The following is a 26,609-nucleotide window of genomic DNA, read 5'->3' on the forward strand; positions in this document are numbered from 1 at the left end:
GCTAGTCCATAGACATATCACTAATATAATCGCAATTATTCTCATATATTTACAATAAGCTCTTTTCTTAATAACATCAATTTTTAGTATGAAACTGTAAATGGTTTTATAAATAATTTTTAGTGTAAAAAGTGCTATACAATTTAAGTTGGTTAATAAAAAACTTTGCATATCAATGCTTATTTTTAATCTTTATTATTTTTATATAACATCCATATACTACTTGCTCACACTTTTTTCAAAAACCAAATCTTATCTCTACATAAAATTCCATTTTCATATATTTTATCCTTATAATTTCTTTCGAAGAACCCAATTTCTACTCCAATCATTCTGAAACCTGCTTTTTGATAAAAAGCAATTTGATCAATACTAGAATTGCCTGTCCCCACAATGATCTCTTTGTATCCTTTTTGTTTTGCATAATCAAACAAATGTAATAATAATTTTTTACCAATTCCTAGTCCTTGTTTATTCTCACGAACAGCTATGTTGACTAGTTCAACCCTGTCTACACTTATCTCTATCAATACATAACAACCTAATATTTTTGAATCATCTTTATAAATAAAGCACTTTCCACTCTGTAGGTATTTTAAAACTAATTTCATAGAAGGATCAGCCAACAACAGTAAATCAAATGGTGCATCTTCAATAGAGTCCAATTTTTCAAACATAATTATCCCCACTTTTTTAAGATAGAATATATTTCTAATTACTATATCTCAATAGGTCAATTATTAATCCTAATAAAATTTCAATTTTATATAACTAGATCCAGACATAGACATAAAAAACTAGAAACCTCGATTTCTCAAGATTTCCAGTTCTTAAAACTTACCTTATTTATATTCTGGAACTACGACTCTCCAACCATGCGTATCTTCTAATTTACCACTTTGGATGCCATTGTATGTGTCATATAATTTTTTAGTAATTTCGCCAGGTTTGTTATTGTTAATAACGATTTCTCTATCTTCATACTTTAATGTACCGACTGGAGAAATAACTGCTGCTGTACCTGAACCGAATACTTCAGTCAATTCACCTTTATCGTAAGCTTCGAATAATTCCTCGATTGACACTTTACGTTCTTCAACCTCATAGCCTAACTCTTTAGCTAATTCAATGATTGATTTACGTGTAATACCTGGTAAGATACTACCATTTAAAGCAGGTGTAACTAATTTACCATTTTCAACGAAGAAGATGTTCATACTACCAACTTCTTCAACATATTTTTGTTCTACACCGTCTAACCATAATACTTGATCATAGCCTAAATTATTAGCATTTGTTTGTGCTAATAAACTTGCTGCATAGTTACCTGCTACTTTAGCGAATCCTACACCACCACGTACGGCACGAACATATTCATCTTCAACGTAAATTTTAGTTGTTTTTAATGTGTCTCCGCCATAATATGCGCCTGATGGAGATAAAATGATTAATAATTTGTATTGATGAGATGCTCTTACTCCTAAAATGCCTTCAGTCGCAAATACAAATGGACGGATATATAATGATTGTCCTTCTCCCTCAGGTACCCAATCACGTTCAACGTCTACTAATTGTTTTAAACCTTCTAGTAATAATTCTTCATCTACTTTAGGCATTTCTAATCGTGCTAATGAATCATTAATACGTTTGAAGTTTTGGTCTGGTCTAAATAATACAACTTCACCTTTATGTTTGTATGCTTTTAAACCTTCAAATACCGCTTGTCCATAGTGAAGACCTTGTGCAGCTGGTGAAACTTCAAATGGTGCGTAAGGAACAATTTTTAAATCATGCCAACCTTTATCTACATCATAATCAAAACTTAACATATAATCTGTAAAGTATTGACCGAATCCTAAATTACCTTCTGGTTTTTCTTTAAGTGAGTCGCGTTGTTCAAATTTAACTTTTTCTGACATGATGAAAGCCTCCTAAATAATTCTTAGTTAGTAATAGTATATTAAATTATAGCAATCTCGTAATGTTGATTCAATGAATTTTCTAAAAATTCAAACTAAATACTAATTGTAAACCCTTTCTTTAAAAATAACATACTTTAGTAAATTTTTAATGGCCATTACTAACTAATTTCAGATAAAAAAGAAAACCTCAAACATTTAGTCTGAGGTTCTGTGTTATATGACTTGTATGACAGTCACACTTTATTTATTTTGTTCTTTTTCTTCAATCGCTTTTAACATTAATTCAGTCATACCAGCTAAATCGTATTTAGGGTTAAAGCCCCACTCTTTACGAGAATAGCTTGTATCAATATTATCTGGCCAGCTATCAGCAATTGCTTGACGTACTGGATCTACTTCATAATCCAATGCGAAGTCAGGATAATGTTTTTGGATTTCAGCTTTAATTTGTTCAGGTTCAAAACTCATAGCACTTAGGTTATAGCCATTACGTGTTACAAGTTTGTCGCTATCTGCTTCCATTAATTTAATAATTGCATCAATTGCATCATCCATATACATCATATCCATGTATGTGTCTTTAGCAATGTAGCTTGTGTAAGGACCTTTTCTAACCGCTTCAAAATAAATTTCAACAGCATAATCAGTAGTACCGCCACCTGGTTCTTTAACATGAGAGATAAGTCCTGGGAATCTCACACTACGCGTATCGACACCAAATTTTGTGAAATAGTATTGGCATAATAACTCACCAGCAACTTTGTTCACACCATACATTGTAGTAGGTTGTTGAATTGTATTTTGTGGTGTATCTTTCTTAGGCGTTGAATCACCAAATGCACCAATTGAACTTGGTGTGAAGAAATGTAATTCATACGTTCTAGCTGTTTCTAATGCGTTCATTAGACCGCCCATATTTAAATCCCATGCTAATAAAGGATTTTTCTCAGCAGTCGCTGATAATAATGCTGCCATATGCATTAACGTATCTGCTTTGAAGTTCTCAACGATTGCCATCATAGCTTCACGATTTGTAACATCTAATACTTCAAACGGACCATTGTTAACTGGTGAATCTTCTTCCGGCTCTCTAATATCCGTAGCTAATACATTGTCATTTCCGTAAATTTCTCTACATTTTAATACCAACTCAGTACCAATTTGACCAAGTGCTCCTGTAATAACGATTCTTTCCATAAATAAAAAACTCCCTTTGTGTGTTTACCACGAATGATTGTCCTTTTAGGGTGTACATACTCCCTATTTACATGCTTATTATAATATAAAAGCGCTTTCTTGTATACTCACAAAGTACACTCTTTTAAATTCACTTTATTTTTGAAAAGTCAGAGATACATACTCTTCATAACGTTATATTTATTAATTGTTTTTAAAATTATTGTAAATAATTTAATGAGTAAGCTTAAGGCTTTGCGACTTATGCTAATATGAGAATGTAAATTTCATCTAATAAAGGAGGCAAATATGAAGCAATATCTTATTCCACTTTTAGTTTTATGTTTTATCGTATTTGGTATCACCACTGGTACCTCTTATGCTGCTGAATCTCAGGCAACACAAGCTACTAACACAACAGCTACCGCAGAAGTACCACAATCGGCTTCAAAAGAAGCATCATCAGCTAACATTGAATCTACTAATAAACCTTTATCCCTTGAGTCAAACAACGTTTCACATAATGACCAAGCCACACCTTCGTCTGAAACAACTTCACATCTTAATGTTGAAACGTCTACAACACAAAACACTACTTCAGAGAAGCATAATAATTCATCTCAAGGTTCTGCATTTTCACAAGAAAAAGCTAAACCTGAACCTACTACAAACGAAAATAATACATCTTCACAAGAAAAAGCATCGTCTGAATCAACTTCGAATGAAAATAATACATCGCAATCCCATGATACGGAGATGAAACCTTCTCCTTCGACGTCGGATCAAAGCAAGTCTACGCAAGTAGAAACTACAAAAGAATCTACTTCCACTAAAGTTAAACAAACACCTCAAGAATCAACTCAACAACAGCAAAAGCGTAATGTTCCTGAATCACAACAATCTACACCTGCTTCAAAGCAAGTGTTTAAAAATAGCAATACTACATCAGAACAAGCAGCATCGAAATCTCAACATGTGACTGTCAACAAAAGAATGGCAACAACTTCTGACAACACAAATAAACATACAATTTTACATACAAATGATATACATGGCCGATTTGTAGAGGATGATGGAAGAGTCATCGGTATGGCTAAAGTAAAAGGTCTTAAAGACAAATATAATCCGGATTTAATGGTGGATTCAGGAGATGCTTTTCAAGGTTTACCTGTTTCTAACAATTCAAAGGGAGAAGAAATGGCTAAAGCTATGAATAGTGTTGGCTATAATGCAATGACTGTCGGAAACCATGAATTTGACTTTGGTTATGACCAATTACTTAAATTGCAGAAACAATTAAACTTCCCTATTGTTTCTTCTAATATCTACAAAAATGGTAAACGCGTATTTGATCCTTCAACTACAGTAACTAAAAACAATGTCCGCTATGGTATTGTAGGTGTCACGACACCTGAAACAAAAACTAAAACGTCGCCTACTGCTGTTGAAGGTGTTGAATTTAAAGATCCATTAACTAGTGTCAAACAAGCCATGAATGAAATTAAAAACAATGTCGATGTATTCGTTATCTTATCGCACTTAGGTGTAGATAAATCGACCCAAAAAACTTGGCGTGGTGATTATTTAATTGATCAACTTACGAAAGACGGTTCATTTAAAAAACCTATCTTCGTATTAGATGGTCACTCACATACCGTGATTGATAACGGTGAACATTATGGGACTAATAATCTACTCGCTCAAACTGGTACTGCACTAGCAAATGTAGGACATGTGGATTTTACTTTTCAAAATCAAAAAGCGTCTGATATCAAAGCATCATTAATCAATGTAGCGGACGCTAAAGATATCACACCTGACTCACAAATTGATGCACAAACTAAAAAGGCAAATGACGACTTCTTAAAAGAAACGTCAACAGTTGTTATACCTAATAATACAGTGACGTTAAATGGTGAACGTGCTCAAGCGCGCACACAAGAAACAAACTTAGGTAACCTTATTACAGATGCTATGGAAGCATATGCCTCTAAGAACTTCTCACATCAACCTGATTTCGCAATCACTAACGGTGGTGGTATTCGAGCTTCAATTGAAAAAGGTGAGGTTACTGAAAACGACATCATAACAGTGTTACCATTCGGTAATTTAATTTCTCAAATTCAAGTGAAGGGTTCAGATGTTGAAAAGGCATTTGAACACAGTTTAAGTGCTGATACTGAAACTCAAGACGGTAAGAAAGTCTTAGGTGCAAATGGAGGATTCTTACAAGTATCTGACTCACTCAGAGTGTATTATGATATCAATAAAGCATCTGGCCAACGCATTAATGCCATCAAGGTACTGAATAAAGAGAATGGAGAATATGAAGATTTAGATCCTAACCGTACTTACTATGTAACTACCAATGACTTCACAGCTAATCAAGGAGATGGCTATGATATGTTTGGTGGACAACGTGAGGAAGGCATTTCTTTAGATGCAGTTGTCGCTCAATATATTAAGAATACAGATTTAAATCAATACAATACCGAAGAACCTGTACGTATCATTAATGGTCTACCGGAAAGTAATGAACAACCAAATACTGGTAAAGAAGATAATGATAATAATCATTCAACTAATGGACAAGATGGCCAACAACAAACACCAGATTCAAACAATGATAACAAAGACAATACTGGTCATATTAATGATAATGATGACAATACTATAGAGGATAAACAAGCTGATTCTTCTAATAAAGATAATGTCATTGAATTCCCTAATAAAGACCATCAAAAAGATAATAACAACGTAATTGAAATCCCAGCTAACAATAATCAAACTCATAATAGCACTGATGATAATCTTGTCATTCCAAGCACTACCGACAAGATGCATACTAACAACATAAAAGGAAATGCAATCAAATATCACCCTACTTCAAACTTAGTGATTATTTCTAATAACAACAAAGGAACACGAGACCAATTGACTGGTAATGCAAGTCATTCACAACATTGTAAAGATGGCATTAAATTCCCAGTTCAAGTAAATCCTAAAGATAATTTTTATAATGAGACACTAATAACTATTAATAGTAATACTTCTAAAAATTCAAATCTTATGTTTACACAACAACATGACGCAATCACATCATTACCAAATGCAGGTATGAAAGATAATAGTTTAGAACATGGCATCGCTATTATATTAGTAGTAACAGGAACAGGATTAATTTACATTCGAACTCGTAAAAAATCAGCATAATTACAAATTTAAAACCGTGTAGATGACAATTAACAATATGTCATTTACACGGTTTCTTCATAATTTTCAAAAAGTGTAGGTACTCACAGTAAGTTATTTAATGTGAATACTTTAATTTTTAGTGGCCCGGCAGTCTATTAATTTAAAATTACATACTTACACTTGCAATTTCCTTACAATATTAAAACTACTTCAGCATTATACTTCTTTATTTGCTACTGCTTTTTTATAGAAATAATTAGCAACAACGATATCTACAATTGCTAACCCTACTGATTTAAATAGCGTTACCTCCTTATCATCTTCACGCCCTGAAACTTTACCGGCTACGATGTCCCCTAGTTCACCATGTAATGAATCTTTCGTTATAATTCCTTCTTCTTGAGGTACCTTTAAATCGCCAGTTTCTTCCATCGCAGCTTCTACTGACTCAACAACAATTTTATTAGCTACTAACATAGACTCTGACGGTAATTCCTGCATATCTGGTTTGAATGAGCCTACTGCGTTTAAATGAACGCCGGGATGTAATGAATGTGAATATACCGGATGATTAGAATTTGTCGCAGTTACAACAACGTCAGCCTCTTCCATCGCATCATCCGCTTCTTCAAAGACTTTTGTCGATACATTATAATTATTAGCTACTTCTTGAGCTAAACGTTCTGCATTTTCCTTAGTACGACTTGAAAAGTGAATTGTATCGATATGTCTAACTGCCATTACTGCAGCAATTAGCCCTTGTGCTTGATCACCAGAACCAATAACACATAGTGTTTTAGCATCTTCACGTGCTAAGTATTTAGTTGCTACTCCAGAGATAGCACCTGTACGAATCTTAGTTAAATAACTGCCATCTAATACAGCTAATGTTTCCCCAGTTTCATAATCACTTAATAACACTGATCCTGTAATTGTCTTTTTGCCTTTTTTAGGATTATCTGGCGCAAATGTAACTGTTTTAATACCAACCACTTTAAGATCATCAGATAATGCTGGCATAACTAAATATCTATTACCTTCATTAAACGGTAAGACATACCTTAACGGTGTGTCTGTCTTCCCTTCTGAAAATGCCTTTAATGAATTCGCAACTTCATCAATGACTTCTTTCATGTCTAATAATGATTGCTGGTCTTGTTCATTCAAAACTAACATGTCTGATACCTCCACTTTATATTTAATATCTATTTATCTTTTACCCGTCAAAACACCAAATTGTCATTGTTAAATGGCATTATCAATACAATTATTTCAAAAATATGTATATGTTAAGTTAATTTGATTAAAGTATTAATTTAGTATTGTGCTTATATGTTATTGGTGCTATCTTATCACTATAAATAAAAGGCTTGCACAGAAGTGTAGCCTTGAGATTTCATGCTTATTATGAAACTATTTATAAACTTTTGACGCCTAGAGTGGCACGACGAAATCGTTGTGCCACTCTAATTTGCTTTATTCATTAATCTTTTAAATTTTTCTCATCTTTTTTTCACATTTCAATCCACCAAACCCTCATCATAATAAGTAGCCTTATTATTTAAAAACGCATTCAAACTATGATGATAATAGATTAACTTTTCATCAGCTTCTGGAATCGAGAACCAACCTAATGTCGAAATTTCATCTTTCATTTGTATGTCTGTTGTATAATCCTGAACCTGTGCTTTGAACATGAAAAAAAGTGTATGAACATTCATCTGTGTCGATTTACCCTCATTAACACTTACTATGTCATTAACTTCAACTAATAATCCTGTTTCTTCTCTAACTTCACGCTTTAGCGCTTCAACTAAAGTTTCACCGTATTCAACTTTGCCACCTGGTAATGACCATCCGCCATCATCCGTATTATGAACTAATAACACGTTCCCCTCTTCATTTTGTATCAATGCATATACTACTTTTAAATCCTTCATTCATCTAACCTTCAATCATTAGGAATTTCAAATCGACTGACCAAATTTCCATTCTTTTTAACGTAAGATTCAATTTCATAACCACCACTATGTTTGATCACTTTTTGAGAGGCAACGTTTTTAGGATTTGTAGTCATTAACACTTTATCTACGCCTATTTCTTTTAGAAAAGCTTTAGCCTCTTGTAGCATCAACGAAGCAATACCTTGTCCTCTACGTGACTTACACACTCCGTAACCTACATGACCACCTATGTTTACTAAGCGTTGATTCAAGTAATGACGGATATCGACTGCACCAACAATCATCTCATCCTCGAAGCAAAATAATGTTGTTGTCGGTACCCAGTCATCATCAACTTCAGTACTGTTTAGATGGTCTACCATACTCTCAAATGATTCATACCTTGACATGTCAGTGTTTGAAGGCACTATTGATTCATCATTCGCATACCATTCTTGGAGGTACTTCTTTAAAGCATCTTTATCTGCATAACTCAATTGTCTTAAACGTAACACGAGTATCCCTCCTTCTGCACTATAAGCTAATATTGTTTTAGTTTGTCACTTCATATTTTAAAATTATTCGTTATAAATCAATTTTACCAAAATACTAATCTGTTCCTCACATAAAAACAAAGCATAAATTTCAAAATCAACTTTTTGTCACAATAAAAAGACTAGGACAATGAATATCATCCCAGTCTAAAAATTCTATCTTCTATTTTAAATTATTTAATAGTACCTAATTCTTTACCGACTTTTTCATAAGCAGCAATTGCTTTATCTAACATTTCTTTTGTATGTGCTGCTGTAGGCATGTTTCTTACACGACCTGTACCACGAGGTACTGTTGGGAATACGATAGATTTTACATATACGCCTTCATCTTTAAGACGTTTACTAAATTCTTGAGTTTCTTTTTCATCACCAATAATAACTGGTGTAATTGGTGTTTCTGATTCACCAGTATTGAATCCAAGTTTTTCTAAGCCATCTTTTAAATATTTGGCGTTATCCCATAATTGATCGTGTATTTCAGTAGAAGCCATTAATTTTTTCACAGCTTCTGTAATTGCTTTGGTATCTCCAGGTGCTAAAGAAGTTGAGAATAAGAATGGACGTGATTGAGCTTTTAACCAATCAATTAATTCTTTAGTTCCTGCTACATAACCGCCAACTACACCGATAGCTTTAGAAAGTGTACCGATTTGGAAATCAATTTTATCTTGTAGGCCAAAATGTTTAACCGTACCTGCACCTTTACCCATAACGCCTGAACCATGTGCATCATCAACATAAGTAATTAAACCGAATTCTTCAGCAATTTCAACGATTTCTGGTAATTTAGCAACGTCTCCATCCATACTGAATACACCATCAGTAATGTACATTACTTTATTATATTGACCAGATTCTACAGCTTCTTTTGCTTTAGCTCTTAAGTCATCCATATCAGAGTGGTTAACACGGATGATTTTAGCTTTAGATAGACGACAACCATCAATAATTGAAGCATGGTTTAATTCATCTGAAAGAATCGCATCGTTTTTGTTCATTACTGCTGAAATAGCTGCCATGTTACAGTTGAAACCTGATTGATAAGCGATAGCTGCTTCAGTACCTTTGAATTTAGCTAAAGTCTCTTCTAATTCATCGTGTAGATCTAATGTACCGTTGATTGAACGTACAGCACCAGCACCAACACCGTGTGAATCGATAGCATGTTTAGCTGCAGATTTTAAATCTTCATTTGTCGCTAGTCCTAAGTAGTTGTTTGATGATAAGTTAATATATTGTTTCCCATTGATTGTGATTTCTGGACCATTAGCACCTTCGATAGAATCGATTTCGTTATATAATCCATTATCTTTTAAATATTGAATATTTTCTTCTAAAAAATTGTGTAGTGATTGAACCATATTCATATCCCCTTTGTATTTTTTATATCAACATAATCATAACTGATTTTCCTTCAACATGAAAGCACTATCATTCCAGTAAATTCAATATATTGCATATTCTTCACCTCATGTACAACTGTTCATACAACATGTAATTTTTACTTCATTTTTCAAAAAATAAATAATTAAACTATTGAGTTGTATTAGAATTTGATATACTAAAATTCATAATAATTAGGAAGAAGTGGTTAATGTGTTAGATTGGTTTCAATTAGCCAGTAATAAGGAAAATAGAATGATACAGATGCGCCGATATATGCATCAATATCCTGAACCTTCTTTCGAGGAAACTTGGACGCATAATTATATTCTAAATCAGCTTAGTCATCTTGATTGCGAGATCGAATCACCTATTGGGCGTAATGGTATTAAAGCAACGTTTAAAGGCAAAGAAAATGGCCCTACTGTGGCCTTTCGCGCTGACTTTGATGCTTTGCCGGTACAAGAACTTAACGATGTACCCTATAAATCTAAAAATGATGGCTTAATGCATGCATGTGGTCATGACGGACATACAGCAATCTTATTGGGTGTCGCTGAAATTGTGCATGAACACCGTCATTTACTAAAAGGAAATGTGGTCTTTATCTTCCAATATGGTGAGGAAATTATGCCTGGTGGTTCTCAAGAAATGATTGATGATGGTTGCTTAAATGGTGTAGACAAAATTTATGGTACACATTTATGGAGTGGTTATCGTACTGGTACAATATTTTCAAGACCTGGTGCTATTATGGCGTCACCAGATGAATTCTCAGTTACAATTAAAGGCAAAGGTGGACATGGTGCTAAGCCACATGAAACCATTGATCCTATTGTCATTATGGCAGAGTTTATCCTGAGTGCACAAAAGATCATCTCTAGAACAATTGATCCTGTAAAAGAAGCCGTACTCACTTTCGGTATGGTTCAAGCGGGATCATCGGATAGTGTTATTCCTGATAGTGCTTTTTGTAAAGGAACTGTGCGAACATTCGACACAGAACTTCAAACTCATATACACAATAAAATGGATAAGTTATTACAAGGACTTGCGTTAGCAAACGACATAACTTATGACTTGGAATACATTCGTGGTTATTTACCTGTACATAACCATGTAAATGCATATGAAGTTGTTAAACAAGCGGCGAATGACTTACATTTGCGTTTTAATGAATCTGAATTAATGATGATTGGTGAGGATTTCTCTCACTATTTAAAAGTACGTCCAGGTGCGTTTTTCTTAACTGGGTGTGGCAATCCAGACAAAGGCATAACAGCGCCACATCATAACCCTCACTTTGACATCGATGAGTCTGCATTTAAGTATGCGGCTAGTGAGTTTTTAAAAATTTTAGAAATTGAACAAGTATTTTAAAATTGAATAAATTTATTTAGATTCTGTATGCCTATGATTACTCTTACATTGAGTTGATCATAGGCATTTTCTATTATTATTAAGATGAGATTGAAAAAGCATAATCTGAAAACTAGAAATGAGATTAAAATGTAAATATGACATTTACAAAAATAAAAAAGACTCCCAATAGGGAGTCTCATTTAGAAATATGGAATAATTAAAATTATTCGATGATTTCAGTTACAACGCCTGATCCTACAGTACGTCCACCTTCACGGATTGAGAAACGAGTACCGTCTTCAATCGCGATAGGAGCGATTAATTCTACTGTCATTTCAACGTTGTCGCCAGGCATAACCATTTCTGTACCTTCTGGTAAGTTAACAACACCAGTTACGTCAGTAGTACGGAAATAGAATTGTGGACGATAGTTTGTGAAGAATGGAGTGTGACGTCCACCTTCGTCTTTAGATAAAACGTATACGTCTGCTTTAAATTTTGTGTGAGGTGTGATTGAACCTGGAGCAGCTAATACTTGACCACGTTGTACGTCTTCACGAGCAACACCACGTAATAATGCACCGATGTTGTCACCAGCTTCAGCGTAGTCTAATAATTTACGGAACATTTCTACACCAGTAACAGTTGTTTTAGAAGTGTCATGGATACCAATGATTTCAACTTCTTCACCAACTTTGATTTGACCACGTTCAACACGGCCTGTAGCAACAGTACCACGACCAGTGATTGAGAATACGTCCTCAACTGGCATCATGAATGGTTTGTCAGAATCACGTTCTGGAGTTGGAATGTAATCATCAACTGCTTGCATTAATTCTAAGATTTTTTCTTCGTATTGAGCATCGCCTTCTAAAGCTTTTAATGCTGAACCAGCGATTACAGGTACATCGTCACCTGGGAAGTCGTATTCAGATAATAAGTCACGTACTTCCATTTCAACTAATTCTAATAATTCTTCATCGTCAACCATGTCAACTTTGTTTAAGAATACTACTAATGCTGGTACACCAACGTTACGTGATAAAAGAATGTGTTCACGAGTTTGTGGCATTGGACCGTCAGCAGCAGATACTACTAAGATACCGCCGTCCATTTGAGCAGCACCAGTGATCATGTTTTTAACATAGTCAGCGTGTCCTGGGCAGTCAACGTGAGCATAGTGACGTTTGTCAGTTTGATACTCGATGTGTGCAGTATTGATTGTGATACCACGTTCTTTTTCTTCTGGAGCGTTGTCAATCATGTCATATGATTGTGCTACAGTGTCACCATTTTTAGCTAATACAGTTGCGATAGCAGCTGTTAAAGTAGTTTTACCATGGTCAACGTGACCGATAGTACCAATATTGGCATGTTCTTTTGAGCGATCAAATTTTTCTTTTGCCATTATTAAATCTCTCCTATTCTAGTAAAAGTTATTTCAATATTATCTCTCATGATAGTTTCTCACCATCATGAGACATAATGATTGTTAGAATTCATAATTCATTTATAATGCATTTTCAGTAAAAAATCAATTCATAAAGATGTTCGCTTAATTAATAAGCTTACGCTGTATTTTACCTAGAAATTCTAGCTAAAACAAGTTTAATTATTCACCTTTATTTTTTTTGATGATATCATCAGCAATTGATTTTGGAACTTCTGCATAGTGATCGAAGTACATAGTGTAAGTACCGCGACCTTGAGTGTTAGAACGTAATGAAGTTGCGTAACCGAACATTTCTGAAAGTGGTACATAAGCGTTAACAACTTGTGCATTACCACGAGGTTCCATACCATCAACACGTCCACGACGAGCTGTTACGTCACCCATGATATCACCCATGTATTCTTCAGGCATTTCGATTGTTACTTTCATCATTGGTTCTAAGATAACTGGATCACATTTTTTAGCAGCTTCTTTAAGTGCTAATGATGCAGCAATTTTGAAGGCCATTTCAGATGAATCGACATCATGGTATGAACCATCAAATAATTTTGCTTTAACATCGATTAATGGATAACCAGCTAATACACCGTTTTCCATAGCATCTTTAAGTCCAGCTTCAACTGATGGAATGTATTCACGAGGAACTACACCACCAACGATAGCGTTTTCGAATTCGAAACCTGCGCCAGTTTCGTTTGGTGTGAATTCAATGTGAACATCACCGTATTGACCACGACCACCAGATTGACGAGAGAATTTACCTTGAACTTGTGCAGATTGCTTGAATGTTTCACGATATGAAACCATTGGCGCACCTACATTACATTCAACGTTGAATTCTTTCTTCATACGGTCAACTAAGATGTCTAAGTGTAACTCACCCATACCACCAATGATAACTTGTCCAGTTTCTTCATCAGTGTGTGCATGGAAAGTAGGGTCTTCTTCTTGTAATTTAACTAAAGCTTGAGTCATTTTATCTTGGTCAGCTTTAGATTTTGGTTCTACTGATAAGTGGATAACTGGTTCAGGGAATTCCATTGATTCTAAGATAATGTCATTCTTTTCACCACATAATGTGTCACCAGTACCTGTATCTTTAAGACCAACTGCAGCAGCGATATCGCCTGAGTAAACAGTGTCGATTTCTTGACGTGAATTAGCGTGCATTTGTAATAAACGACCTACACGTTCACGTTTGTCTTTAGTTGAGTTCTTAATGTAAGAACCTGATGTTAAAGTACCTGAATATACACGGAAGAAAGTTAATTTACCAACATAAGGGTCAGTCATAACTTTGAATGCTAATGCAGCGAATTCAGCTGAGTCGTCTGGTTTAGCAATTACTTCTTCTTCAGGATTTTCAGCACGATGGCCTACGATTGGTTTAACATCTAAAGGTGATGGTAAGTAGTCAATTACTGCGTTAAGCATTAATTGAACACCTTTGTTTTTGAATGCTGTACCGCAAAGTACTGGGTAGAATTCTACGTCAGTAGTTGCTTGACGAATTGCATCTTTCAATTCTGCTACTGAAATTTCTTCATCACCAAGATATTTTTCCATTAATTCATCGTTAGTTTCTGCAACTGCTTCGATTAAATTAGAACGAGCTTCTTCTGCTCTTTCTTTGTGATCTTCAGGAATTTCAATTTCGTCAATTTCAGTGCCTAAGTCATTAGTATATTTGAAGCATTTCATTTCTACTAAGTCGATGATAGCTTCAAATTCGTCTTCGGCACCAATTGGTAATTGGATAGGTGCAGCGTTAGCATCTAAACGATCATGTAATGTACTTACAGAATAGTCGAAGTTAGCGCCTAATTTATCCATTTTGTTTACGAATACGATACGAGGTACACCATAAGTTGTAGCTTGACGCCAAACTGTTTCAGTTTGAGGTTCTACACCTGATTGAGCATCAAGTACAGTAACCGCACCATCAAGTACACGTAAAGAACGTTCAACCTCAACAGTGAAGTCTACGTGTCCTGGAGTATCGATAATGTTTACACGGTGGCCATCCCATTGAGCTGTTGTAGCAGCTGATGTGATTGTAATACCACGGTCTTGTTCTTGTTCCATCCAGTCCATTTGTGAAGCACCTTCGTGTGTTTCACCAATTTTGTGGATACGACCTGTATAGTAAAGAATACGTTCAGTCGTAGTTGTTTTACCAGCATCAATGTGAGCCATGATACCGATGTTACGAGTGTTTTTCAAAGAAAAGTCTCTAGCCATTGTTTTTCTCCTTCCAGTAATTACTGAATAAGTACTATTGAATATGGCGATGCCCTAAGCATGAGCCATCTTATTTGGTAAACCAATGTGACGGAACACACTCAGGGTTAAAGCTTTAATCTTACCAGCGGTAGTGAGCGAATGCTTTGTTCGCTTCAGCCATTTTGTGAGTGTCCTCACGTTTCTTAACGGCACCACCTGTATTATTAGCAGCATCTAAGATTTCGTTAGCTAAACGATCTTCCATAGTTTTTTCACCACGAAGACGAGCGTAGTTAACTAACCAACGTAATCCTAGAGTAGTACGACGTTCTGGGCGAACCTCAACTGGTACTTGGTAGTTTGAACCACCCACACGACGAGCTTTTACTTCTAATACTGGCATAATGTTGTTAATTGCTTCTTCAAATACTTCTAAAGCATCACGACCACTGCGTTGTTCTACAAGGTCAAATGCTGAATAAAGAATTCTTTGTGCTGTTCCGCGTTTACCATCTAACATGATTTTGTTGATCAATTTTGTAACTAATTTAGAGTTATGAATTGGATCTGGTAATACGTCTCTTTTAGGTACTGATCCTTTACGAGGCATAATTAAAATCCTCCCTTCCTATTATAGTATATTATTAAAAATTGAAATTAAAATTTACACAATCTTAAACTTAATTTTTAGGTTTTTTAGTTCCGTATAATGAACGGCCTTGTCTACGTCCATCAACACCTGAAGTATCAAGTGCACCACGTACGATGTGGTAACGCACACCAGGTAAGTCTTTTACACGTCCACCACGTACAAGTACTACACTGTGTTCTTGTAAGTTATGGCCGATACCAGGGATGTATGCGTTGATTTCAATATTATTTGATAAACGCACACGTGCATATTTACGTAACGCTGAGTTAGGTTTTTTAGGTGTCATAGTACCTACACGAGTACAAACACCACGTTTTTGAGGTGAATTTAAGTTAGTAAATTGTTTCTTTTTACTATTAAAACCTCTGTTTAAAGCTGGTGAATCTGATTTTTTAGATTTGCTTTGTCTAGGTTTACGTACTAATTGGTTAATAGTTGGCATTGAAATGTCCTCCTCTCTTCACTTTTTAATTCCACACATCCAGGTGGTTCATTTTTAGGTTAAATAAAATTTAGTAAGCAATATACTTACTAATTCTCATTCAATAACGCAACAATAGTCGCATTAACGTTAATACCTACATAACTACCTAAAGCATGCTTGCTTTGAAAATAAGTAATAGGTATATTTTTATGATTGATTAAACTAAATACGCGAGCTAACAAATGTACCTCAACGTCTTGAGCAATAATCAAAGATGCAACTTGATCTCTATTTAACGCTTTAAGCGTTTCTTTAAGACCAACTACATAGTGTTGTTTGTTAAAGCGTGCAACTTTTTCATTAGACATTAAAATATCCTCCAAAGTTCTGCTTGCATCAACCTTTACAATAATAACACTTAAATCAGCATTAAGTCAACATATTTTGCAGACTTTTTACTAATTATAAAAAATAAAGAACGAGAACGAGACTATCGTCTCAAAAGATTGATAAGTCCCGTCTCGTCAATATTGAAATAAATATGAATTTAGTTTTATTTCATTAATTACTCAATGATTTCTGCTTCTTCAGTTTCAGTAACTGGTGTTTCAGCTTTATCATATTTAACGTCACTATAGCGTCTCATACCAGTACCAGCTGGAATTAACTTACCAATAATAACGTTTTCTTTAAGTCCAAGTAAGTCGTCGCGTTTACCTTTGATTGCTGCATCTGTAAGTACACGAGTTGTTTCTTGGAATGATGCTGCTGATAAGAAGCTTTCAGTTTCAAGAGAAGCTTTTGTAATACCAAGCAATACTGGTTTAGCAGTTGCTGGACGTTTACGTTCTTTAAACGCTTCTCTGTTTGCATCTGTAAAGCTATGAATGTCAACCAATGAACCAGGTAATAACTTAGTATCACCAGCTTCGATGATTCTAACTTTACGTAACATTTGTCTTACCATTACTTCAACGTGTTTATCGTCAATTTCTACACCTTGCATACGATAAACTTTTTGAACTTCTTTAAGTAAGTAGCTTTCAGTCGCATTTAAACCAGCAACAGCTAGGAAGTTCTTAGGTTCGATTGAACCTTCAGTTAATACTTCACCACGTTCAACTGATTGACCGACTTCTACTTTTAATCTAGAAGTACCTGAAGCTAAGTAAGATCTTGTTTCATTAGCACCTTTAACAACAATTTCTTGTTGGCGATCTTTTGCTAATTTAATATCTTCAACGACACCTTCGATTTCAGTAATCACAGCTTGACCTTTTGGATTACGTGCTTCAAAGATCTCTTGGATACGTGGAAGACCTTGAGTGATATCGCTTCCTGCTACACCACCTGTATGGAATGTACGCATTGTAAGTTGGGTACCAGGTTCACCGATTGATTGAGCAGCGATTGTACCAACTGCTTCACCCACTTCAACTTTTTCACCAGTAGCAAGGTTTTTACCGTAACATTTTTCACAAACACCGTGACGTGTGTTACATGTAAATGCTGAGCGGATGTACATTTGTTCAATACCGGCATCAGTGATTTTCTTAGCGATTTCAGCAGTGATTAATTCGTCTGGACGGATGATGATTTCATCAGTTTCAGGATGACGAATTGTTTCTTTAGAATAACGTCCTTCAATACGTTCGATGAATGGTTCGATCATTTCTGTACCTTCTTTGATATCAGAAACTAGTAAGCCGCGGTCTGTGCCACAGTCTTCTTCACGAACAATAACGTCTTGAGCAACGTCAACAAGACGACGAGTAAGGTAACCAGAGTCAGCTGTTTTAAGGGCTGTATCGGCAAGACCTTTACGCGCACCGTGTGTAGAGATGAAGTATTCTAACACTGTTAAACCTTCACGGAATGAAGATGTGATTGGTAACTCAATAATTTTACCTGATGGTGCGGCCATTAAACCACGCATACCAGCTAATTGTGTAAAGTTAGATGCGTTACCACGTGCACCAGAATCACTCATCATGAAGATTGGGTTTGTTTTCTCAAGAGATTGCATTAATTCGCCTTGAATTTGATCTTTGGCATCTGTCCAAATTTCAACAACGGCATTATAACGTTCATCTTCAGTAATTAAACCACGATTAAATTGTTTAGATACACGTTCTACTAATTTTTCGTGCTCATCTAAAATGTCTTGTTTATCTGGAAGTACAACAATATCTGCTACACCAACAGTGATACCAGCTTTAGATGAGAATTTGAAACCTAAATCTTTCATACGGTCAAGCATCATAGATGTATCAGTGATACTGAATCTATTGAAGACTTCGGCAATAATATTACCTAAGAATTTTTTATTGAATGGTTCAATAAGTTCTTGTTCTTCAAAGTATGCTTTAAGTCCACCTTCACCCAATTGAGTTGAATCAATAAAGTATTTGTCAGGTGTTTTACCTTCAAGATTTGTTTGACTAGGTTCATTGATGAATGCGAATGAATCAGGAATGATTTCATTGAAAATCACTTTACCTACTGAAGTAGCTAAAATTTTGTTGTTTTGAGCTTCTGTGAATGTAGGGTTGTTAAATGATTTCGCATGTACACCAATACGAGTGTGTAAATGAACATAGCCATTTGCATAAGCTTTAAGCACTTCGTTTGTATCATTAAAGATAGTACCAGTGTTCACTGCATCTTTACGTTCTAATGTTAGGTAATAGTTACCTAATACCATATCTTGTGATGGTGTTACGACAGGTTTACCGTCTTTAGGGTTCAAGATGTTTTGAGCAGCTAACATTAACATACGTGCTTCAGCTTGTGCTTCTTTAGATAAAGGAACGTGAACGGCCATTTGGTCACCGTCAAAGTCCGCGTTGTAAGCTGTTGTTACAAGTGGGTGTAGACGGATAGCACGACCTTCAACTAATGTAGGTTCGAATGCTTGGATACCTAATCTGTGAAGAGTAGGTGCACGGTTAAGTAATACAGGGTGTTCTCTGATTACATCTTCCAATACGTCCCATACTTCATCGTCCATACGCTCAATCTTACTTTTAGCATTTTTGATGTTAGTAGCAATTTCACGTTGAACTAATTCCTTCATTACGAATGGCTTGAACAATTCAAGCGCCATTTCTTTAGGTAATCCACATTGATACATTTTTAAGCTTGGACCAACAGCGATAACTGAACGACCTGAATAGTCAACACGTTTACCAAGTAAGTTTTGACGGAAACGACCTTGTTTACCTTTCAACATATGTGAAAGTGATTTCAATGGTCTGTTACCTGGACCAGTAACTGGACGACCACGACGACCGTTATCGATTAAAGCATCAACTGCTTCTTGCAACATACGTTTTTCGTTTTGAACGATGATGCCAGGAGCACCTAAGTCTAATAAACGTTTTAAACGATTATTACGGTTAATCACACGACGGTATAAATCATTTAAATCACTTGTTGCGAAACGTCCACCATCTAACTGAACCATTGGACGGATTTCAGGTGGAATAATTGGAAGTACGTCTAAAATCATCCACGCTGGATTATTACCAGAGTTTCTGAATGATTCAACAACTTCTAAACGTTTAATCGCACGTGTCAATCTTTGACCAGTTGCAGATTCTAATTCGTCACGCAATGATTTTAATTCTTCGTCTAAGTTAATTTCTTCTAATAGGTCTTTAATACCTTCAGCACCCATTTTAGCTACAAATTGACCTGGGTATTTATCGTAATATTCTCTGAATTCAGCTTCAGATAATAATGATTTTTTCTCTAAGCCTGTTGGACCTGGATCTACTACAACATATGAAGCGAAATAAATAACTTCTTCTAATGCTCTAGGAGACATGTCTAATAAAAGACCCATACGACTTGGAATACCTTTAAAATACCAAATATGTGAAACTGGAGCTGCTAATTCAATGTGTCCCATTCTTTCACGACGTACTTTAGATTTAGTTACTTCTACACCACATCTGTCACAAACCATGCCTTTGTAGCGTACACGTTTGTACTTACCACAACTACATTCCCAGTCTTTTGTAGGTCCAAAAATTCTTTCACAGAAAAGACCATCTTTTTCTGGTTTCAATGTACGATAGTTGATTGTTTCTGGTTTTTTTACTTCACCGTATGACCATGAACGGATTTTTTCAGGTGAGGCTAAACCGATTTTCATATAATGGAAATTATTTACATCAATCAAGGAGCCTACCTCCTTCAATTTAGATTAGCTGTGCTATTTGATTGATTTACATCTATTGAAACTAAAACAAGTCATATGATTATAGGGAAGAAATCAGCACGATTAGCTTATTTTTAATTTAAATCGAACTGAGTTTCTAATCCCTTACTTTTTTATAACTTCAAATTCTAATTAGTCAGTAGTTTCTTTTTGAGTTTCAGGAACATCTTTTTGTTGTAAATCTACTTTGCGCTCAGTTGCATCTTCATCATCAACATCAGCCATTTCGATTTCATTATCTTGTTCATCCATAACTTTGACATCTAAACCTAAACTTTGTAATTCTTTCATCAATACGCGGAATGATTCTGGAACACTTGGTCTAGAGATGTTTTCACCTTTAACGATAGCTTCGTATGTTTTAACACGTCCTACTGTATCGTCAGATTTATAAGTTAAGATTTCTTGTAATGTGTAAGCAGCACCATATGCTTCTAGTGCCCATACCTCCATCTCACCGAAACGTTGTCCACCGAATTGTGCTTTACCACCAAGCGGTTGTTGTGTAACTAGTGAGTATGGACCAGTTGAACGAGCGTGTAATTTATCGTCAACCATGTGTGCAAGTTTAAGCATGTACATAACACCAACAGAAATACGATTATCGAATGGTTCACCAGTTCTACCATCGTATAAGACTGTTTTACCGTCACGAGCCATACCTGCTTCTTCGATTGTTGACCATACATCATCATCGTTCGCACCATCGAATACTGGAGATGCAACATGGATGCCTAAGTTTTTAGCAGCCATACCTAAGTGTAATTCTAATACTTGTCCGATGTTCATACGAGATGGTACACCAAGTGGGTTTAACATGATGTCAATTGGACGTCCATCTGGTAAGTAAGGCATATCTTCTTCAGGTACAATCTTAGAGATAACCCCTTTGTTACCATGACGACCACACATTTTGTCCCCAACATGGATTTTACGTTTTTGTACGATGTATACACGTACTAATTGGTTAACGCCTGGAGATAAAGTATCATCGCCTTCTTCACGGTTAAATACTTTAACATCTAGAACGATACCACCAGCTCCGTGAGGTACACGTAATGATGTATCACGTACTTCACGTGCTTTTTCACCGAAGATAGCGTGTAATAATCTTTCTTCAGCTGTTAATTCAGTCACACCTTTAGGCGTTACTTTACCTACTAAGATGTCACCGTCTTTAACTTCAGCACCAACGTAGACAATACCACGATCATCTAAGTTTTTAAGTGCATTTTCTGAAACATTTGGAATATCACGAGTGATTTCTTCAGGTCCTAGTTTAGTATCACGAGCTTCTGATTCATACTCTTCAATATGAATTGAAGTATAAACGTCATCTTTAACTAGACGTTCACTCATAATAACAGCATCCTCATAGTTGTAACCGTCCCAAGTCATGAAACCAACGACAACGTTACGACCTAATGCCATTTCACCTAATTCCATTGATGGTCCGTCAGCTAAAATTTCATTATATTCAACGACATCGCCAACTGAAACAATTGGACGTTGGTTGTAACAAGTACCAGTGTTTGAACGTTTGAATTTAGCTAATGGATAACGATCTAATTCACCTTCATGTTCAGTACCGTTTTCTTCTACTAAACGACGAACTAAGATTTCTTTAGATTCAACATGTTCAACGCGACCTCTATATTTAGCTGTAATTGCAGCACCTGAGTCACGTGCAGCAACATGTTCCATACCTGTACCAACAAATGGTGCTTCTGTGTTCATCAATGGTACTGCTTGACGTTGCATGTTTGCACCCATTAATGCACGGTTAGAGTCATCATTTTCAAGGAAAGGAATACATGCTGTCGCAGCTGAAACTACTTGTTTAGGAGATACGTCCATGTAGTCCATTTTCTCTTTAGCCATAACTGTGTTATTACCACGGAAACGACATACGACTTCATCATCTAAGAAACGACCATTTTCATCTAAGCGAGAGTTCGCTTGAGCAACTACATAGCTATCTTCTTCATCAGCTGTTAAGTAGTCGATTTGATCTGTAATAGAGTTAGTGTCTAAGTCTACTTTACGATATGGTGTTTCAATGAAACCAAATTCATTCACACGTGCATAACTTGATAATGAGTTAATCAAACCAATGTTTGGTCCCTCTGGAGTCTCGATTGGACACATACGACCATAGTGAGAGTAGTGAACGTCACGTACTTCCATTTGAGCACGTTCACGTGTTAAACCACCAGGTCCTAATGCAGAAAGACGACGTTTATGTGTTAACTCAGCTAATGGGTTAGCTTGGTCCATGAATTGTGATAATTGAGAGCTACCGAAGAACTCTTTAATTGACGCAATAACTGGACGGATATTAATTAATTGTTGTGGTGTGATAGAGTCTGTATCTTGAATTGACATTCTTTCACGTACAACACGTTCCATTCTTGATAAACCGATACGGAATTGGTTTTGTAATAATTCACCAACTGAACGTAAACGACGGTTTCCTAAGTGGTCAATATCGTCTGTGTAACCAATGCCATTTAACAAGTTAAAGAAATAACTCATTGAAGCAATGATATCTGCTGGTGTAATACATTTAACTTCTGAATCTGGTAACGCATTACCGATTACAGTAGTCGTACGACCTTCTTCATCATTTGGTACGTAAACTTTGATTGATTGAATCTCAACAGGTTCATCAATAACTGTACCTTCTAATTCAAACACTTCACTATTAGCATTTGTTTCTAAAACTTCCATAATTTCGTCTAATTTACGACGGTCTAAAACTGTACCTTCTTCGGCAACAATTTCACCAGTTTCACTATTAACGATTGGTTCTGCTAATTTTTGGTTAAATAAGCGGTGTTTTAAGTGTAATTTTTTATTAGCTTTGTAACGACCAACACTTGCTAAATCATAACGTTTAGGGTCGAAAAAGCGTGAATAAAGTAAACTTTTCGCATTTTCAACTGTTGGTGGCTCACCAGGACGTAAACGTTCGTATATTTCTAATAATGCTTGCTCAGTATTTTCAGTGCCATCTTTTTCAAGCGTATTACGTAAATATTCACTGTCTCCTAATAAATCAATAATTTCTTGATCATTTGAGAAGCCTAAAGCACGTAATAATACTGTTAATGGTAATTTACGTGTTCTATCAATACGTACATAAACTACATCTTTAGCATCTGTTTCATATTCTAACCATGCACCACGGTTAGGGATAATTGTCGCATCATAGTTTTCACGACCGTTTTTGTCAATTTTTTCATTGAAATAAACGGATGGTGAACGTACTAATTGAGACACGATTACACGTTCTGCACCATTGATTACGAATGTACCTGTATCTGTCATTAATGGGAAGTCACCCATAAATACTTCTTGTTCTTTAACTTCGCCAGTTTCTTTGATTATTAGACGTACTTTAACACGAAGAGGTGCAGCATAAGTAGCGTCACGGTTTTTTGATTCTTCTAAATCATATTTTGGTTCACCTAATCGATAATCTACAAACTCTAAAGAAAGGTTACCTGTGAAATCTTCAATTGGAGAAATATCACGGAACATTTCTAATAAACCTTCTTTTAGGAACCAGTCGTAAGATTTAGTTTGAATTTCTATTAAGTTTGGTAATTCTAATACTTCTGAAATTCTCGCATAATTTCTACGTTTACGATGTCTTCCATATTGGACAACTTGACCTGCCAAACAGATTCACCCCTCAAATATTGTGTGATGAACCAATACGCGTAAAAATCGTATAACAAGACAAAAAGAAAACGGCAACACAGTTGATGACACCATTTTCGATTCTACATTTATTCTTGTTTATCGTACTCTTTTCGCGTAAAAGTACACACTTATTGAACATAAATTTTTACATTTTATAACTATATCAGAATACAACTTTTAAATCAACCTTTTCGGCTTTTCAATATATAGTATCCTTTATTCTTGTTAACAACTTCGACATTATTGAAAATTTCTTCCATTTTCTTTTTAGCAGAAGGCATACCTTGTTTCTTTTGAATCACAACGTACAACTCACCTTGTGAATTTAACTGTTGATATGCTTCTTCAAAAATACGATGAACAACTTCTTTGCCAGCTCTAATGGGAGGATTGGTTAGTACAAAATCAAAATGACTATCCTTTAGTTGTGATAAACCATCACTTTCTTTAATAATGACGTTATCAATTTGATTTGCTTTTTTATTCTTTTCAGCAAGATTTAACGCACGATGATTCACATCAACCATAGTAATTTGATGATGTGGCGAAACTTTTGCAATCATTAATCCTATCGGACCATACCCGCATCCGACATCAGCAATCGTCTTACTTGGTCCAGGAGGATGCTCGTTTAAAAATGTTTGTACTAACGTGTCTGATCCAAAATCTACTTGTGCTTTTGAGAACACACCTGCATCTGTAGTTAAATTTAATTGATGGGAATGATAATGATATTGAATGACTCTTTCATCACTTTGTACATCTGGATTTTCATCATAATAGTGTCCCATAACGTCACCTCTTTTTTCATTGTTCATCTTTATTTTACTAGAAAATGAAGTAAAAACCCCGTTATCGTGATAACGGGGTTTTAATTTCTCAAAGAATTCGGGTTAGTTCTGATAATGTATTATTAATACATTAAAAACACATAACCTTCGATATTAAGTTAAGATACTAGAATTATTTTAATTCTACAGTAGCTCCAACTTCTTCTAATTGTTCTTTAAGTTTTTCAGCTTCTTCTTTAGCAACGCCTTCTTTGATTACTTTAGGAGCGTTATCTACTAATTCTTTAGCATCTTTTAAGCCTAAGCCAGTTGCTTCTTTAACTGCTTTAACAACTTTGATTTTTGAAGATCCAGCTGAAGTTAACTCAACGTCAAATTCAGTTTTTTCTGCTGCTGCGTCTCCGCCACCAGCTGCACCAGCTGCTGCTACAGGAGCTGCTGCTGTTACACCAAATTCTTCTTCAATTGCTTTTACTAAATCGTTTAATTCTAATACTGACATTTCTTTAATTGCTTCAATGATTTGTTCTTGATTAGCCATTTTATATTTCCTCCAATTATTTTAATTTTTTTATGCGCAATTATTCAGCGCTTTCTTCTTTTTGTTCTCCAACAGCTTTAACCGCATAAGCGAAGTTGCGTACTGGAGCTTGTAATACTGATAAAAGCATAGAAACAAGACCATCGTGTGAAGGTAATGAACCAACAGTTTTAACTTCTTCTGCTGAAATAACGCTACCTTCCATAACGCCTGTTTTGATTTCTAAAGCTTCGTGTTCTTTAGCAAATCCTGCGATAACTTTCGCTGGTGCTACTACATCTTCAGTTGAAGTTGCAACAGCTGTAGGACCTGTTAAGAATTCATCTAAGCCTTCGATACCTGCTTGTTCAGCTGCACGACGAACCATAGTGTTTTTGTAAACTTTATACTCAACACCAGCTTCACGTAATTGTGAACGTAGTTCTGTTACTTCTGCAACTGTTAAGCCACGGTAGTCAACGATAACAGTTGAAACTGAATTTTTAAGTTGTTCAGCAATAACATCAACTTGTTGTTTTTTAGCTTCGATAATAGCAGACATTCAGACACCTCCATTTTTATTTTTGGTGCTTTTTAAATTTCTCAATAAAAAAAGCACTTTCTACCCACGGCAAAAAGCGCTTGAAAGATCATTTTTATGATCACACGTTCAAGTCAATTTTAGCCTCGGCAGGATAATTTTTAAGTTATACTATAACTCCTACTGTCTTAGGTAAAATAATCACAATAAATAATATAACCTCATTATTGTAATAAGTCAATCACTTTTTCAATTTTTTTACTATAAAATGAAATAAAGTTATTACTTCTCTATCGACTACTCGTTTCTTCGCCATCATATATGAAGACATAGACTTCAATATGCTCGGAATAAATAAATTCCATTTATAGATTGCATCATGTTCACACAAAATTTATTTCTGTATATACATAAAAATAACCTGTGACATTCGAAAAGTCACAGGTTCTATAATTAAGGCTCTACGTCAAATCGGACTGATGAGTCCAAATATTGAGATTAAGCAACCTTAGGTTGTTTAATCTCTTTTTTTGT

Annotated in this window: 19 protein-coding genes and 1 other annotated feature; of the genes, 2 read left to right on the top strand and 17 right to left on the bottom strand. The window is 35.3% G+C overall.

Features of this window, described 5'->3' with window-relative positions; translation table 11 throughout:
• Nucleotides 1-227: 227 nt before the first annotated feature.
• From SBL15_RS03200 to SBL15_RS03210, 3 genes are all read right to left on the bottom strand, one after another.
• On the bottom strand, nucleotides 228-677 hold the full coding sequence (locus SBL15_RS03200) for a GNAT family N-acetyltransferase (protein ID WP_059747568.1): 450 nt from the start codon (nucleotides 675-677) through the stop codon (nucleotides 228-230).
• 165 nt (nucleotides 678-842) lie between these two features.
• Nucleotides 843-1,919 (bottom strand): branched-chain amino acid aminotransferase, encoded by a 1,077-nt coding sequence (locus tag SBL15_RS03205; protein WP_107612217.1) that lies wholly within the window; start codon nucleotides 1,917-1,919, stop codon nucleotides 843-845.
• Between the two features lie 243 nt (nucleotides 1,920-2,162).
• Nucleotides 2,163-3,119, bottom strand: a complete 957-nt coding sequence (locus SBL15_RS03210) for an L-threonine 3-dehydrogenase (RefSeq protein WP_317955103.1) — start codon at nucleotides 3,117-3,119, stop codon at nucleotides 2,163-2,165.
• A gap of 288 nt (nucleotides 3,120-3,407) precedes the next feature.
• Between SBL15_RS03210 and SBL15_RS03215 the strand changes: the two genes are divergently transcribed.
• Nucleotides 3,408-6,311 (top strand): 5'-nucleotidase C-terminal domain-containing protein, encoded by a 2,904-nt coding sequence (locus tag SBL15_RS03215; RefSeq protein ID WP_119472296.1) that lies wholly within the window; start codon nucleotides 3,408-3,410, stop codon nucleotides 6,309-6,311.
• 198 nt (nucleotides 6,312-6,509) lie between these two features.
• Here the strand turns inward: SBL15_RS03215 and SBL15_RS03220 are convergent, their stop codons facing one another.
• The 4 genes from SBL15_RS03220 to SBL15_RS03235 form a co-directional block, all read right to left on the bottom strand.
• Nucleotides 6,510-7,469, bottom strand: coding sequence for an ornithine cyclodeaminase family protein (locus SBL15_RS03220; RefSeq protein ID WP_033079550.1), 960 nt, complete (start codon nucleotides 7,467-7,469; stop codon nucleotides 6,510-6,512).
• A 344-nt stretch (nucleotides 7,470-7,813) separates the two neighbouring features.
• Complete coding sequence (locus tag SBL15_RS03225; RefSeq protein ID WP_053017867.1) at nucleotides 7,814-8,233, bottom strand: NUDIX hydrolase; 420 nt, start codon at nucleotides 8,231-8,233, stop codon at nucleotides 7,814-7,816.
• A gap of 11 nt (nucleotides 8,234-8,244) precedes the next feature.
• Nucleotides 8,245-8,751, bottom strand: coding sequence for a GNAT family N-acetyltransferase (locus SBL15_RS03230; RefSeq protein WP_107612219.1), 507 nt, complete (start codon nucleotides 8,749-8,751; stop codon nucleotides 8,245-8,247).
• A gap of 212 nt (nucleotides 8,752-8,963) precedes the next feature.
• The gene (locus tag SBL15_RS03235; protein WP_107612220.1) at nucleotides 8,964-10,154 is read right to left on the bottom strand and encodes a glycine C-acetyltransferase; all 1,191 of its coding nucleotides are present in this window, start codon (nucleotides 10,152-10,154) and stop codon (nucleotides 8,964-8,966) included.
• Nucleotides 10,155-10,389: 235 nt separating this feature from the next.
• Between SBL15_RS03235 and SBL15_RS03240 the strand changes: the two genes are divergently transcribed.
• Nucleotides 10,390-11,556, top strand: coding sequence for a M20 family metallopeptidase (locus SBL15_RS03240; protein WP_107612221.1), 1,167 nt, complete (start codon nucleotides 10,390-10,392; stop codon nucleotides 11,554-11,556).
• Between the two features lie 205 nt (nucleotides 11,557-11,761).
• Here the strand turns inward: SBL15_RS03240 and tuf are convergent, their stop codons facing one another.
• The 10 genes from tuf to rplJ all read right to left on the bottom strand — a co-directional run bounded on the left by tuf (nucleotide 11,762) and on the right by rplJ (nucleotide 26,096).
• Complete coding sequence (gene tuf, locus SBL15_RS03245) at nucleotides 11,762-12,946, bottom strand: elongation factor Tu (RefSeq protein ID WP_011276713.1); 1,185 nt, start codon at nucleotides 12,944-12,946, stop codon at nucleotides 11,762-11,764.
• A 204-nt stretch (nucleotides 12,947-13,150) separates the two neighbouring features.
• On the bottom strand, nucleotides 13,151-15,232 hold the full coding sequence (fusA, locus tag SBL15_RS03250; protein WP_053017877.1) for an elongation factor G: 2,082 nt from the start codon (nucleotides 15,230-15,232) through the stop codon (nucleotides 13,151-13,153).
• Nucleotides 15,233-15,353: 121 nt separating this feature from the next.
• On the bottom strand, nucleotides 15,354-15,824 hold the full coding sequence (gene rpsG / locus SBL15_RS03255) for a 30S ribosomal protein S7 (RefSeq protein WP_001137495.1): 471 nt from the start codon (nucleotides 15,822-15,824) through the stop codon (nucleotides 15,354-15,356).
• 70 nt (nucleotides 15,825-15,894) lie between these two features.
• Nucleotides 15,895-16,308: a 30S ribosomal protein S12 gene (rpsL, locus tag SBL15_RS03260; RefSeq protein WP_016931318.1), complete on the bottom strand. Its 414-nt coding sequence runs from the start codon at nucleotides 16,306-16,308 to the stop codon at nucleotides 15,895-15,897.
• 89 nt (nucleotides 16,309-16,397) lie between these two features.
• Complete coding sequence (locus tag SBL15_RS03265; protein WP_011276716.1) at nucleotides 16,398-16,658, bottom strand: ribosomal L7Ae/L30e/S12e/Gadd45 family protein; 261 nt, start codon at nucleotides 16,656-16,658, stop codon at nucleotides 16,398-16,400.
• A 197-nt stretch (nucleotides 16,659-16,855) separates the two neighbouring features.
• Nucleotides 16,856-20,449 (bottom strand): DNA-directed RNA polymerase subunit beta', encoded by a 3,594-nt coding sequence (rpoC, locus tag SBL15_RS03270; RefSeq protein ID WP_160380553.1) that lies wholly within the window; start codon nucleotides 20,447-20,449, stop codon nucleotides 16,856-16,858.
• Between the two features lie 198 nt (nucleotides 20,450-20,647).
• Nucleotides 20,648-24,199, bottom strand: coding sequence for a DNA-directed RNA polymerase subunit beta (gene rpoB, locus SBL15_RS03275; RefSeq protein ID WP_037552082.1), 3,552 nt, complete (start codon nucleotides 24,197-24,199; stop codon nucleotides 20,648-20,650).
• A 206-nt stretch (nucleotides 24,200-24,405) separates the two neighbouring features.
• On the bottom strand, nucleotides 24,406-25,014 hold the full coding sequence (locus SBL15_RS03280; protein ID WP_107612224.1) for a class I SAM-dependent methyltransferase: 609 nt from the start codon (nucleotides 25,012-25,014) through the stop codon (nucleotides 24,406-24,408).
• A 172-nt stretch (nucleotides 25,015-25,186) separates the two neighbouring features.
• Nucleotides 25,187-25,555, bottom strand: a complete 369-nt coding sequence (gene rplL, locus SBL15_RS03285) for a 50S ribosomal protein L7/L12 (protein WP_011276720.1) — start codon at nucleotides 25,553-25,555, stop codon at nucleotides 25,187-25,189.
• Between the two features lie 40 nt (nucleotides 25,556-25,595).
• Entirely contained in the window at nucleotides 25,596-26,096 is a 501-nt protein-coding gene (gene rplJ, locus SBL15_RS03290) for a 50S ribosomal protein L10 (RefSeq protein WP_011276721.1), read from the bottom strand.
• Nucleotides 26,097-26,134: 38 nt separating this feature from the next.
• Nucleotides 26,135-26,286: a sequence feature (ribosomal protein L10 leader region), on the bottom strand.
• Between the last annotated feature and the right edge of the window lie 323 nt (nucleotides 26,287-26,609).

This window comes from Staphylococcus sp. NWU MKU2 (assembly GCF_033283605.1).
GTDB lineage: Bacteria > Bacillota > Bacilli > Staphylococcales > Staphylococcaceae > Staphylococcus > Staphylococcus haemolyticus.